The sequence below is a fragment of the Bacillus sp. GbtcB10 genome, from assembly GCF_019091365.1.
GTDB lineage: Bacteria > Bacillota > Bacilli > Bacillales > Bacillaceae > Bacillus > Bacillus altitudinis.
In genome coordinates this window covers 531,920-545,704 of record NZ_JAGXJP010000003.1, presented here as the reverse complement: position 1 = coordinate 545,704, position 13,785 = coordinate 531,920, and the positions used below count along the sequence as shown (strand labels likewise).

The 13,785-nt window shown below is 41.1% G+C and carries 14 protein-coding genes; 13 read left to right on the top strand and 1 reads right to left on the bottom strand.

All coding sequences use genetic code 11. The features are described from left to right. The first annotated feature begins 252 nt into the window (after nt 1-252). The 11 genes from KVT11_RS13050 to KVT11_RS13000 all read left to right on the top strand — a co-directional run bounded on the left by KVT11_RS13050 (nt 253) and on the right by KVT11_RS13000 (nt 11,889). Entirely contained in the window at nt 253-819 is a 567-nt protein-coding gene (locus KVT11_RS13050; RefSeq protein WP_079920069.1) for a biotin transporter BioY, read from the top strand. Then, nucleotides 819-2,276: an acyl-CoA synthetase gene (locus KVT11_RS13045; RefSeq protein WP_167764453.1), complete on the top strand. Its 1,458-nt coding sequence runs from the start codon at nt 819-821 to the stop codon at nt 2,274-2,276. The genes KVT11_RS13050 and KVT11_RS13045 overlap by 1 nt, the downstream gene beginning before the upstream one ends. Next, nucleotides 2,264-3,352 (top strand): acetyl-CoA C-acyltransferase, encoded by a 1,089-nt coding sequence (locus KVT11_RS13040; protein WP_217609014.1) that lies wholly within the window; start codon nt 2,264-2,266, stop codon nt 3,350-3,352. Before KVT11_RS13045 ends, KVT11_RS13040 begins: the two co-directional genes overlap by 13 nt. 73 nt (nt 3,353-3,425) lie before the next feature. Then, nucleotides 3,426-4,508 carry an endolytic transglycosylase MltG gene (mltG, locus tag KVT11_RS13035; RefSeq protein ID WP_017358098.1) on the top strand — a complete coding sequence of 361 codons (1,083 nt, stop codon included), beginning with the start codon at nt 3,426-3,428 and terminating at the stop codon, nt 4,506-4,508. A gap of 212 nt (nt 4,509-4,720) precedes the next feature. Continuing rightward, on the top strand, nt 4,721-5,386 hold the full coding sequence (locus KVT11_RS13030; protein WP_008342672.1) for an O-methyltransferase: 666 nt from the start codon (nt 4,721-4,723) through the stop codon (nt 5,384-5,386). After that, complete coding sequence (locus tag KVT11_RS13025) at nt 5,383-6,312, top strand: peptidase U32 family protein (protein ID WP_008342670.1); 930 nt, start codon at nt 5,383-5,385, stop codon at nt 6,310-6,312. The genes KVT11_RS13030 and KVT11_RS13025 overlap by 4 nt, the downstream gene beginning before the upstream one ends. Nucleotides 6,313-6,332: 20 nt before the next feature. After that, a complete protein-coding gene (locus tag KVT11_RS13020) occupies nt 6,333-7,601 on the top strand; it encodes a peptidase U32 family protein (protein WP_060832469.1) in 1,269 nt (422 codons plus the stop codon). 7 nt (nt 7,602-7,608) lie between these two features. Then, nucleotides 7,609-8,241: a uridine kinase gene (gene udk, locus KVT11_RS13015; RefSeq protein WP_007501435.1), complete on the top strand. Its 633-nt coding sequence runs from the start codon at nt 7,609-7,611 to the stop codon at nt 8,239-8,241. A 648-nt stretch (nt 8,242-8,889) separates the two neighbouring features. Then, nucleotides 8,890-9,363 (top strand): transcription elongation factor GreA, encoded by a 474-nt coding sequence (greA, locus tag KVT11_RS13010; protein WP_007501433.1) that lies wholly within the window; start codon nt 8,890-8,892, stop codon nt 9,361-9,363. Nucleotides 9,364-9,413: 50 nt separating this feature from the next. Then, a complete protein-coding gene (locus KVT11_RS13005) occupies nt 9,414-11,156 on the top strand; it encodes a peptidoglycan D,D-transpeptidase FtsI family protein (RefSeq protein ID WP_052320980.1) in 1,743 nt (580 codons plus the stop codon). A gap of 67 nt (nt 11,157-11,223) precedes the next feature. Then, nucleotides 11,224-11,889: a YrrS family protein gene (locus KVT11_RS13000; RefSeq protein WP_017367687.1), complete on the top strand. Its 666-nt coding sequence runs from the start codon at nt 11,224-11,226 to the stop codon at nt 11,887-11,889. A 120-nt stretch (nt 11,890-12,009) separates the two neighbouring features. On the opposite strand, the gene KVT11_RS12995 is transcribed toward KVT11_RS13000, so the two are convergent. Next, nucleotides 12,010-12,216, bottom strand: coding sequence for a DUF2536 family protein (locus tag KVT11_RS12995; protein WP_046344992.1), 207 nt, complete (start codon nt 12,214-12,216; stop codon nt 12,010-12,012). Between the two features lie 187 nt (nt 12,217-12,403). Here KVT11_RS12995 and KVT11_RS12990 point away from each other — a divergent pair, with 187 nt between their 5' ends. Continuing rightward, nucleotides 12,404-13,045: a class I SAM-dependent DNA methyltransferase gene (locus KVT11_RS12990; protein WP_116307217.1), complete on the top strand. Its 642-nt coding sequence runs from the start codon at nt 12,404-12,406 to the stop codon at nt 13,043-13,045. A 15-nt stretch (nt 13,046-13,060) separates the two neighbouring features. Further along, nucleotides 13,061-13,756 (top strand): 5'-methylthioadenosine/S-adenosylhomocysteine nucleosidase, encoded by a 696-nt coding sequence (gene mtnN / locus KVT11_RS12985; RefSeq protein WP_019743016.1) that lies wholly within the window; start codon nt 13,061-13,063, stop codon nt 13,754-13,756. Nucleotides 13,757-13,785 lie beyond the last annotated feature (29 nt).

Below are 13,785 nucleotides of genomic sequence, written 5' to 3'. Positions count from 1 at the left end.
ATATATCCTTATCAAGAAAATAATAGCATTTAGTTAATCAGGAAATAAATAGATCTACAGTTAATTTAAGTTTAATTTAAAGACATGATGTTAATGCCGACATTCAATTTCAAGCCTAGAGGAATTAAAGTTTTATATTAAGTTAATTCTTTTTTACGTTCATTATGTCAACTTTAAATTATTTTAAGTTGACATAATGAACTGTACCTTTTACTCTATTTTTAACAATGAATCGAGTGAGGGGTATGAAAATTGAAAATTCACGATATGATGCAAATGGCATTAATGACAGCAGTTATTGGGATGTTAGGATTGATTCCGCCTATTTTTCTTGCGTTTACACCTGTACCAATCACCTTACAAACCGCAGGTCTTTTGCTTGCTGGAGGGCTGTTAAAACCAAAGCAAGCGCTGATTAGTTTACTTCTGTTTCTTCTAATAGTGGCAGCAGGCGCACCTCTTTTATCTGGAGGGAGAGGCGGAATAGGGGTCTTTTTTGGGCCAAGCGGTGGTTTTTTACTTGCTTATCCAGTGGCTGCCTTTATGATCAGCCTGTGGCTGAACCGGCTGAAGAAAGTGACGGCCTTACGACTATTTTTGATCTATGCGGTATGCAGTATCGGGATATTATATATAAGCGGAATTCCCTTTCAAGCTGTGATGATGCATATAAAGATCACGCAAGCAGCTCTGTTCAGCGTCATTTATTTACCGGGTGATCTGATCAAAGCAGGGATATGTGCCGTCTTCACGGTGAAAATCATTCAAGCGATGTCATATCGAAAAAGGGACTTACATAGAGGGAGGCGAGCAGTTTGATGAGAATGACGGAAAGCTATGCAGCTCATGCAAAAGTGAAGCCAGGTCAGATGGCGATCATAGATGAAAAAGAGAAGATCACTTATGAAGATTGGCATGAGCGTGTGCAGTCATCTGCACAATGGTTAAAAGAAACGCCTCATCAGCAAAAAAGAGTCGCTTTTTTAGTATCAAATGGTGTTCCGTTTCTCCAACTATTTGCTGGCGCAGCTTCTGCAGGATGGACAGCGGTGCCTCTTGATCCGCGGTGGAGTGACAAGGAATGCGCAGAAAAGCTCTTATTAAGCGACGCGGACCTTGTCATTGTGGAAGATCGATATATCAAAAGGATTGAAAAGTACAAGCTGGACATGCCAGTGCTCTCTTTATCTGAATGGAAAGAAAGAATCAGCCTCAGCATAAACGTTCAATCGAACAAAGGTGAACCGGAGGAAGATCCTGCTTTTTATATGGGATTTACTTCAGGATCAACGGGATCGCCAAAAGCCTTTATAAGACGCCAGCAGTCATGGATCGAGAGCTTTCAAATGACAACATCCGTCTTTGGGATCACACATCAAGATCATGTACTGATTTTGGGCACACTTTTATCCTCTCATTTTTTATACGGCGCGATCAGCACACTTTATTTCGGGGGCACCGTGACATTGTTAGAAAAATTTGTGCCAGAGAAAGCAAAAAACATCTTAGAAAGAGGAGACATCACGGCTATTTATACGGTTCCGACCATGACAGAATCGTTACTGCAAATGGATGCTTTCGGAAAGAATCCGCTTCTTGTCCTGTCTTCTGGTGCAGATTGGGGAAACTCTTCAAAAAAACAGCTCGTCAACCGCTATCCTCACATCACATTTTTTGATTTTTATGGAACATCAGAATTGAGTTTTGTTTCCTATTTATCTTCTGATGACTTTCTGCAAAAACCTACTTCTGTCGGAAAACCTTTTCCTTCTATTCAGGTTGAAGTCAGGAGGGCAGATCAAACCGTTTGCAAGTCAAATGAAATAGGGAGAATTTATGTGAAAAGCCCAATGTCTTTTTCAGGCTATTTACAAGATGAAAAGCCGCCCGAAGAGTGGCTGACCGTATATGACATGGGGTGGCTCGACGAAGATGGTTACTTGTATATGAGCGGCCGAGAGAATGGCATGATTGTCTATGGGGGACTGAATATTTTTCCAGAGGAAATTGAGCGTGTGCTGAATGAACAGCCAGAGGTGAATCGGTCAATCGTGATTGGACTTCCTGATCCATATTGGGGCGAAATCCCTGTTGCCATTATTGAGAATGTACAGCAAACAAAAACCATTCGGCAAGCTGTAAAAGAAACATTAGCGGCATACAAAGTACCAAAAAAATGGCTCGTCACGGACAAAATGATCGAAACATCAGGAGGGAAAATCGCTCGTGCCAGTATGAAAAAGTGGGCGGAGGAACAATTATCATGCAAGCCGTGATCGTACAAGCGAAGCGGACGCCCTTCGGTGAGAAAAATGGAATGTTGAAGGATTACCAGCCAGAGCATCTAGCCGCGCCCTTGATCCAGCATTTTTCAAACGTGACCAAGCCAGATGACATCATTTTAGGCAATGTCGTCGGGGGTGGTGGCAACATTGCCCGTCTGTCCTCGTTAGAAGCAGGGCTTTCATTACATATTCCGGGTATGACCATTGATAGGCAGTGTGCTTCCGGTCTTGAAGCCATTAGAACGTCGTGCATCATGATTCAGTCGGGGGAGGGATCAATGTATATCGCTGGTGGAACGGAAAGCATTTCTCGGTCACCAATGAAAGAAAGGGCCCGCTTTTCTCCAGAGTGGATAGGGGACCCTCATATGGGGGAAGCGGCAGAGCTGACGGCGTCGAGATTTTCAGTTGCGAGACAAGAGCAAGATGACTATGCACTTTTAAGCTGGGAACGAAGTATAACCGCATTCAAGCAAGGAACGTATTCAGAAGAAATTGTTCCGATTGGCGGGATGAGTACAGATGAAGCGGCAGCTAAAATAAGACCGATTGCAAGCTTGATAAAGCGGGCAAAACCTGTCTTTTTACCAGGCAAAGGTACTGTGACTGTGACCAATAGCTGTAAAGAAGCAGATGGTGCAGCTGCCGTCGTTGTGATGGAAAGAGCGGAAGCGGAGGCAAAAGGCTTCAGCCCTATGCTGCGGTATATCGGGAGTGCCGTGACCGCTATAGACCCGCATTATCCTGCTGCTTCACCAATTGATGCAATCAAGAAACTTTTACATAAAGAACAGGTGAAGATAGAAGATGTTGCACTTTTTGAAATCAATGAAGCGTTTGCGCTCAAAGTAGTGCTCATTGCCCGGACACTAGGTATTCCTTATGACCGTATCAATAAAAGAGGCGGTGCGCTTTGTCTTGGGCATCCATATAGCGCCTCGGGAGCTGCTATGATGGTGAGACTGTTTTACGAAGCCCGCGCCCTACCGAATGGAAGCTATGTCATGGCTGCAATTGGAAGTGGAGGCGGTGTCGGTTTAGCCACACTATGGCAAGTTCTGTCATGACATGCATGAGCAAGTAATTGCCGAACTCCGTCGAATCATGTACTATAAAAGCTAGATGTGAGGAGGGCCATGCATGTTTTCAGAACAAAAGAAACGACCATTTTTTAAACGAAAAATGGGGATCGTCCTGTTATCTGTACTTGCTGTGATCATCATTGCAGCATTATCAGGTTTTTTATATGTAAAATCAGCACTCGGGCCGGTCGATCAAAAAAGCAAACAAACCATTAATATTCATATTCCAAATGGGACATCTGTCAGTGGAATTGCGAGCATTTTAAAAGAAAATGAGCTGATTTCAAATGACACGATTTTCACTTACTATGCAAAGTACAAAAAAGCATCAGGCTTTAAAGCGGGCTATTTTCATCTCAAACAAACAATGGATGCGGATCAGCTGATTCAAAAGCTGACATCTGGCGGGACAGATTACGCATTTCAGCTTGTGATACCTGAAGGGAAACAGTTGTCTGATATTGCAGCTATTATTGCAAACCAGACGAATTTTTCAGCGAAAGAAGTTGAAGCGAAGCTGGATGATCCAGCCTTTATTAAAAAATTGATGAAAAAATACCCGAAAACGGTGACATCACAAGTGAACGGGAAACAGGTCAAGCATCCGTTAGAGGGATATTTATTCCCGGCGACGTATCCGTTTTATCGTGAGGATGAATCACTTGAAGCAATCATTGACACGATGATTAAACAAACAGATCAATATGTGAAAACGTACGAAAAGGACATGAAAAAGAGAAAGATGTCCATCCATGATGTCCTAACGATGGCATCCCTGATAGAAATGGAAGCAACTGAAAAAACAGACCGGTCAAAAATCTCAAGTGTGTTTTATAACCGGTTGAAAAAGGACATGCCGCTTCAAACAGATCCAACCGTTCTTTATGCGCTTGGCGAGCATAAGTCCCGTGTTTATTACAAAGATTTAAAAGTGAAATCACCTTATAATACGTACACAAACAAAGGGCTGCCGCCTGGACCTATTGCCAATGCTGGAGAATCCTCTTGGAAGGCAGCACTCCATCCAGAGAAAACCGATTTTGTTTACTTCCTAGCAAAGAAAAATGGCGAAGTCGTCTTTACGAAAACGTTAAATGAACACAACAAAGCAAAAGCGAAATACATCACAGGCAGCAACTAACGCCCATGTGAGAGGAAAAAGACTGTAGACAATCGTGAAATTGCCTGCAGTTTTTTTCGTTGTTATATCCATTTTATAGGTTCGCAATTACCACATCTTTGTGGTAAAATATATCGGGTTGTTTTTACTTAGATGAACGAAAGATTGACGAGAAAGAGAGCTGCAGCAGGCAGGACTCTTCTTTTTCAGGTCATGAAGGAGCTAGACATATAATGACAATCGAAGATGATCAAATAAATGATTATATTGAAGATTTAATTGAGCCGAGTCCTGATGCCATCGCTCAATTAGAGGAGTATGCGAAAGAGCATCATGTGCCAATTATGGAAAAGGTGAGCATTGAACTGTTATTGCAGTTGCTTTCTTTGAAAAAACCGAAGAAGATTCTTGAGGTTGGGACAGCGATTGGCTATTCAGCGATTCGAATGGCAGAAGCTCTGCCAGATGCTGAAATCTATACGATTGAGCGAAATGCGAAACGTTATGAGGAAGCGACACGGAATATTGAAGAATTACATTTCAAAGATAGAATTCACGTGTTTTTTGGCGATGCGATCGAATCAGCTAAAACGGTTCAGACGATGGCGCCCTATGATGTGATCTTCATTGATGCGGCAAAAGGCCAGTATCAACGCTTTTTTGAGCTGTTTGAACCGATGCTGTCCGATGACGGAATGATTATTACAGACAACGTATTATTTAAAGGTTTAGTTGCGACAAATTATGAAGAAGAAATTGAAGATAAACGAAAAAAACAATTAATAGGCAAAATTGATCGATACAATCAATGGCTGATGTCAAATCCTGACTACCAAACGTGTATCATTCCGGTTGGAGATGGGATCGCTATTAGTACAAAAAGAGGTGACCAATCATGAAAAAACCAGAATTGCTTGTGACGCCAAGCAAGGTGTCGGATGTACTGCCGCTCATTGAAGCGGGTGCTGACGCATTTTTAATAGGTGAACAAACATATGGAATCCGTCTTGCAGGTGAGTTTTCAAGAGAAGATGTGAAACAAACGGTTCAACTCGCACATGCACATCACAAAAAAGTATATGTCGCCATGAATGCGATTTTTCATAATGACCGTGTGGCACTGCTTGGAGATTATTTAACCTTTCTCGATGGGTTAAACGTGGATGGTGTCGTTTTTGGAGATCCGGCAGTGATCATGGCCGCAAAAGAAACAGGTGTCAACTTGAATCTGCACTGGAGTACAGAAACAACTGGGACAAACTATTACACTTGTAACTACTGGGGCAGAAAAGGCGCAACACGTGCTGTTCTTGCCAAAGAACTCAATATGGATAGCGTGATTGATATCAAAGAAAACGCTGAAGTGGAGATTGAAATTCAAGTCCACGGCATGACCTGTATGTTCCAATCGAAACGGACACTTGTTGGCAACTATTTTGAATATCAAGGCAAACAAATGGACGTGGAAGGCAGAAATATGGAAGAAGGTCTATTCCTTCACGACCAGGAGCGCCAAAACAAATATCCTATTTTTGAGGATGAAAATGGCACACACATTATGAGTCCAAATGATGTATGTATGATTGATGAATTAGAAGAATTTGTCGACGCAGGCATTGACTCATTTAAAATTGACGGAATTTTAAAGTCACTTTCTTATATGACAGAGGTGACATCCCTCTATCGAAAAGCCATTGATTTACTAGTGACTGATAAGGAAGCCTATGAAGATCAGAAAGATGAATGGGTGGAGCGTATTGAAGAGATCCAGCCTGTCAACCGCTCAATCGATACAGGATTTTTCTTTAAAGAAACGGTTTATTAAGATAAAAGGAGGCAGAGGAAATGGCACTTTTAAAAGATGGAATTTCTGAAGTGATCGATGGAAAACGTGTCATTACAAAAAAACCAGAACTGCTAGCGCCAGCAGGAAACTTAGAAAAACTAAAAATTGCTGTGCATTATGGAGCAGACGCTGTTTTTATTGGTGGGAAAGAATTTGGACTTCGTTCAAATGCAGATAACTTTTCAATCGAAGAAATGGCAGAAGGTGTCGCATTTGCGAACAAATACGGTGCTCGCATTTATGTGACAACGAATATTTTCGCCCACAACGAAAACATGGACGGGCTGGAAGAATATCTTCAAGGGATTGAAGGAGCGGGTGTAGCGGGAATTATTGTCGCTGATCCACTCATCATCGAAACATGCAAACGAGTAGCTCCAAAACTTGAAGTTCACTTGAGCACACAGCAATCTCTTTCAAATTGGAAAGCTGTGCAGTTTTGGAAGGAAGAAGGGCTTGAGCGTGTGGTCCTTGCACGTGAAACAAGCGCTCTAGAGATTAAAGAAATGAAAGAAAAAGTGGATATTGAAATCGAAACGTTCATTCACGGGGCGATGTGTATTGCTTATTCTGGCCGCTGCGTGCTCAGTAACCATATGACAGCGAGAGATTCAAACCGCGGAGGCTGCTGCCAATCTTGCCGCTGGGATTATGATCTTTATAAACTAGAAGGCTCTGAGGAAACGCCTTTATTCGGTGAAGAAGATGCACCATTTGCAATGAGTCCAAAAGATTTAAAATTAATCGAATCCATACCGCAAATGATCGAAATGGGAATTGACAGCTTAAAGATTGAAGGACGAATGAAGTCCATTCATTATGTAGCAACAGTTGTCAGTGTCTATCGAAAAGTCATTGATGCTTACTGTGCTGATCCAGACAATTTCGTCATTCAACAAGAATGGCTCGATGAATTAGACAAATGTGCCAACCGTGACACGGCTCCTGCCTTTTTTGAAGGTGTACCAGGAACGGATGAACAAATGTTTGGCATTCACGGAAAGAAAACGACCTTTGATTTCGTCGGTCTTGTACTTCATTATGATGAACAAGAACAAATTGTCACATTACAGCAGCGTAATTTCTTTAAAGCTGGCGACGCAGTTGAATTTTTCGGTCCAGAAATCGAAAATTTCACATGTAAGATTGAGACGATTTGGGACGAAAAAGGGAACGAACTCGATGCCGCTCGTCATCCACTGCAAATTGTGAAATTTAAGCTTGATCAAAAAGTATACCCTAGCAACATGATGAGAAAGGGGAAATAACCGGCACATGGGGAAAAAACCAGTGGTGATTGGAATCGCTGGCGGCTCGGGTTCAGGTAAAACGAGCGTCACCAATTCCATTTACGAAAAATTTAAAGGACATTCAATCCTCATGCTTCAGCAAGATTTATATTATAAAAATCAAAGTCATATGCCATTTGAAGAGCGCCTGCTGACCAATTATGATCATCCGCTTGCTTTTGACAATGACCTGATGATTGAGCATGTAGAAGCGCTGCTAAAGTACGAGTCCATTGAAAAACCGATTTATGATTTTAAACTAAACACACGTTCAGAAGAGACGGTACATGTTGAACCCAAAGATGTCATCATCGTTGAAGGAATCTTTGCTCTTGAAAACGAACGCCTAAGAAACTTAATGGATATTAAACTGTATGTGGATACAGATGCAGATCTTCGGATCATTCGCCGTATTTTACGTGATACGAAAGAAAGAGGCAGATCGATTGATTCCGTGATTGAACAATATGTATCTGTCGTCAGACCGATGCACAATCAATTCATTGAACCGTCAAAACGATACGCCGATATCATCATCCCAGAAGGCGGTCAAAATCATGTGGCCATTGACCTCATGGTGACAAAAATTCAAACGATTCTTCAAAACCGCGGAGAGTAAATGGTGGAGAAGAACAAAGACCTTTACGACGTAAAGGTCTTTTCAACATCATGCTCTTGTAGTCAATACTTTAGTAATGGCTAGTCCGAAATCATCGGTGAGCATTGTAAGAAGCAGCCCTCTGAATAAAAGATTTGATATGATAGGAAAACAATGCTGCGTAATGAAGACAGGAAAATCACGATGGGATGCTGAAAGTTTCAGTTATTCCTGCTTTGTAAAAGTATATTAAAAAAACGACAAACAAATCATCACAAATTTTCAAACAATTCTTGATCAAAATGCAATTTTGTAATAATATAGCATAGACATATCGTACACTGACCATATTATGTATTGGAAGATGGAGAATGGATAAGCTATTCTTCTACATATGATCGAAATGGCCGAACGAGGTACAGGAGCTTCCTGTGCCTTTCCACAGTTTGTGCGATGAAGATAATACATCATCATGAGACCGCTGCTGTTCCTGCCTAATAAAAAGGCATAATAGTTGCATCTAAAAGGGACGCCATGTAAGATGGACTTTTACGAATATGGGACAGAAGGAATGAGGGCCGGAATATGTCCTCATTCTTGTATATTTCAGTCGTCACTCACATGCAGAAAGCTTGTATGATGAGGATTAATAGAAGGAGTGAATGATTCATGGCACAAGAGAAAGTATTTCCAATGACAGAAGAAGGAAAGCGCAAATTAGAAGAAGAGCTTGAATATTTGAAAACGGTTAAACGTAAAGAGGTTGTAGAGCGTATTAAAATCGCTAGAAGTTTTGGAGACCTCTCTGAAAACTCGGAATATGATTCTGCTAAAGAAGAGCAAGCGTTTGTAGAAGGTCGTATTACAACGCTTGATAATATGATTCGTAATGCCAAAATTATTGAAGATGAAGGTAACTCAAATATTGTTTCACTCGGTAAAACGGTGACATTCGTTGAATTACCGGACGGTGAAGAAGAGTCTTATACGATTGTAGGAAGTGCAGAAGCTGATCCGTTTGAAGGCAAAATTTCAAACGATTCACCAATTGCAAAAAGCCTTTTAGGCAAACAAGTAGACGACAAAGTCACAGTTCAAACACCTGGCGGAGAAATGTTCGTCCAAATTGTAAAAATTTCATAATTACGTTTATACGATAAACACCTCGTCCACAATAGGGACGAGGTGTTTTTATGCTGAAAACAAGAAGAATCCAATGGACAGGTGTCATTATTTTTATCTTATTGCTCGGTCTCCTATTTAGACTAGCGGAAATTCAGTTGTTTTTCACAGAATCTTTTTCAAAGCTTGATATTAATTTGATCCAAGAAAGTGTCAGGCAGCGGACAGAAGAAGTAGTCATTTCAGACGGACGCGGCGAATTTTTAGATCGAAACGGCGAGGCACTTCTCACAAAAGAAGAGCCTGCGGTCATCATATTTCCTTTCCTGCAATATGACCTCCCTCACTTAAAGCAAACCGCTTCTATACTTGAGATGGAAGAAGATGAATTGAAGAGCCAGCTGACAGAAACGAAGAAACCACTCATTTTAAAAGATGATATGACGAAAAAAAAGCTGAAAGACATCAATGATATGAAATATTCAGGTGTTTACGGCGTATATATGAAAGAGAAGGACAAAAAAAGACTTGCCCTCCACACATTAGGTTTCACAAGCGAGAATCCAGAACTCTTGAGAAAACGTTATCCGGACAAAAAAGAGCTTTCAATCCGCACTGAGATCGGTACATTCGGTTTGGAAAGTACATTTGACGAATTTCTATTACCAGAGCAAGACACAAAATTGTTATATCATGTGGACGGAAGGGGAAACCCTTTGTTTGGGATGGACGTCAAATATACAGCAGAAGCTCATTCGTTTTATCCGCTGCAAGTGCAGACAACCATGGACGAAGACATGCAGAGGGAAATGGAGAATGTTCTCAAAGCACAAGGTGTTGAAAAAGGCGGAGCGGTTCTGCTCGACATTCAAAATAGCAGTGTGCTGGCGATGGCGAGTGTTCCAAATGTGACCAGCAAAAACCGGCATGAGGCAAGAAATTACATGCTGACCGCAATGGCTCCCGGTTCTGTATTTAAAACGGTCGTACTTGCCGCAGCGATTGAAAAAAACTTGAACCAGCCACAAACGATGTATGATTGTCGAAAGAATTTATATGGAGAGCCAGAAGGAAAGCAGGAAGTACTGAATCTGTCTGAAAGCTTTGCGCAAAGCTGTAATTATACATTTGCGACACTCGCTGAGCAGCTCATCCAAACAGATGATCAAATCCTTGAAAAGACAGCTTCAAAGCTTGGGCTTGTGGATCGAGCAGGCTGGGAAGGGGATGTATACCATAAGCAACAATTCAAACAGTTTGATCGTGAAGAAACAGGCAGTGTATGGGGAGATAAAAGAGACAAGCATGTCAAAAAAGCCATTGCACAAACGGCGATTGGTCAAAAAAATGTCAAAACAACCCCCTTACAAATTGCCAATATGATGGCAACGATTGCAAGGGGCGGAGAACGAAAAGAAGTGAGGATTGCAGATAAAGTGATGTATCAAAACGGAACAACCATGCTATCCTTTCAAAACAAACGACCTGATGGTGACAGTATTGACCGCTATACAGCTCAAACCTTGCAAAAGTACTTAAGGCAGGTGGTGACCTCTGACAAAGGAACAGGAAGAAGATTTCAAGACCTGCCGTTCCATATAGCAGGGAAATCAGGCACTGCCCAAACCGGCAGCAAAGATAAACAGGGGAATCCACTTTATCACAAGTGGTTTGCCGGATACTTTCCGGCAGAAAAACCAAAATACGCTCTGGTTGTTGTTCACCTTGATGAGGCAAGTGGCCGGGCTAAGACAAATGAAGCGTTTTATGATATTGTAAAAAAGGTCAATGAAATTGAAAAGAAACAGACATAGAACATCCCTTCATGTCATGTTAGAATAGTAACGACTTAGGGAACAGAGGCAAAGGAGTGCAGAGATTTTGAGTAGAAATTCTCGATTTGAACATCGTGATAAGCGCAGAAAGGCGAATATGGTGCTTAACATATTAATTGGTATCGTTGTGGTGCTTATTTTGGTTGTCGCATCGAGTTTGTTAATTTTTAATAAACCGAAAGATACAAATGTAGCAGACGAACCATCCAAAACAGCACCTGCATCGAGTGAAAATAAACAAAACTCAGAAGAAGATGTGAAAGATCAAAAGAAAGATACATCCGATGATGCAGATGCAAAAAAAGACGATTCATCTGACAAAAAAGACGATACAAAGAAAACAGATGATGAAGAAGAGCCAAACAAAGATGCGTTAAAAGATGCCACAGAAACAGATGGCGGTAAAACAAGTGACGTAGACAAAACATATGAAAACGATAACTGGGAGCCTGTAGGAACAGAGCAATCGGGATCACATACAGCAACCTATGATGCTAACTCAAAAGACTGGAAAGAAATGATCAAAGCTATGTCCTATGCGACAGGAATCTCAGAAGACCAAATGACTGTTATTTGGTTAGGAAATAACGGAGGACCTCAAGATGCAAAAGGAACCATCCGTGATAAATCAACAGGTGAACGCTACCGCGTAGAAATTACGTGGGTGGATGAAAAAGGCTGGAAACCTGTGAAGGTTGAAAAATTAAAATAAAATAAAAAAGATGCATGCAAAAAGGCTAAAATGAACTTCATTTTAGCCTTTTTCTTCTTTTCAGTCTAGGAAGGACTAGCACCGGGCGCACAGACCTGACTGCCTACACGCTGATCTTTTTTATGAGACATTCGCTTTAAAATGAACAACTGCTGTATACAAAATCTTATCATCAATGACAGTCGTTTGATGACTCACAGAATGAACAGTCAGCAAGATCGCCTGATTATGTTCAATTTGTTTTTGGATCTTTTGTTCAAGTTTTTTTAAAGACGTTGCTTCAAAAAATTCAATTTTGTCCTTTAAAAAATCCAGTTGAAAATCCATTTCATTCATCCCTCCATGCTCTAGATTCATCATAATCTCTCCCATTCAAAAGGGCAAATATTTTTCTACCCCGCCCAGTATTTTTTAGTAGGAAAGAATCAGAAGATGTGGTAGGATAGGAACTGTTCGACGGAATAAAACATACTATACGGATAGGAATAAATAGATAAAGTGGAGGGAAAGAAAAATGGGACGTGAGTTTCTTTCTTTATTTGATCATTGGGCTGAATCTTATGATGACACTGTAAGTGGTCATGACGAGCAGTATAAAGAAGTATTTCGCCGGTATCCGGCCATTCTAAAAGAGATTACTCGCCGTGCAGGTCAACATGTCATTGAGTTTGGAAGCGGCACAGGAAACCTAACGGCGGCACTGCTTCAAGCAGATAAGAAAGTGTTTGGCGTTGAACCTTCAGAGGCCATGAAGAAAGCGGCTCTTCAAAAAGGAATACCAAATGTATTTCATGACGGAGATTTTTTATCGTTTCCATCTCCACCTTTTGAGCCAGATACGATCGTCAGTTCATATGCTTTCCATCATTTAACGGACGACGAAAAAAAACAAGCCATCCACACCTATGGCAACATCCTTCCCTCAGGTGGTAAAATAGTCTTTGCTGATACAATGTTTCAAAATCAAGCAGCACATCAAGCTGAAATAAACAAAGCGAAAGCCGCTGGATTCGATCAGCTTGCAGAGGATTTAGAAACGGAATACTATCCATCCATAGGTGTGTTAAAGCAAATCTTTGAAGAAGAAGGTTTTAGCACATCTTTTCATCAAATGAATGATTTTGTGTGGATCGTAGAAGCGAAGAAAAGGGAATGAAAGGATGTTTTTGATTTGAAAATCGCAGTGATAGGTGCAATGGAAGAAGAAGTGACGATTTTAAGAGACCAACTAAAGAATGCCACACAAGAAAACATCGCTGGGTGTGAATTTACAACAGGTGTTTATGAAGATAAAGAAGTGATTTTATTAAAATCAGGGATTGGAAAAGTGAATGCAGCGGTCAGCACAACACTTCTGCTTGACCGCTTTCAGCCAGATTATGTAATCAATACAGGATCAGCTGGCGGTTTCCATCACTCATTAAATGTAGGTGATATTGTCATCTCTACTGATGTTAGACATCATGATGTGGACGTGACGATCTTTAATTACGAATATGGACAAGTGCCAGGATTACCAGCTGCTTTCATCGCAGATGATCAGCTTGTGAAGCTGGCAGAGGAATCTGCTTCAGAAATCGATCATATTCAAGTGGCAAAAGGAACGATTGCAACAGGAGATTCATTTATGGATGATCCTGGTCGTGTCGCGTTTGTGAGAGAGAAATTCCCAGAGCTGTATGCAGTGGAAATGGAGGCAGCTGCAGTTGCGCAAGTTTGCCATCTATTTGAAACGCCATTTGTGGTCGTTCGAGCGTTGTCAGATATTGCTGGGAAAGAATCCAATATCTCTTTTGATCAATTTCTAGAGCAAGCAGCGATTCACTCAACAGACCTTGTCCTGCGTATGATAAAGCAAACACAATAAAAGAAGGGGTTTCCCCCTTCTTTTCCATA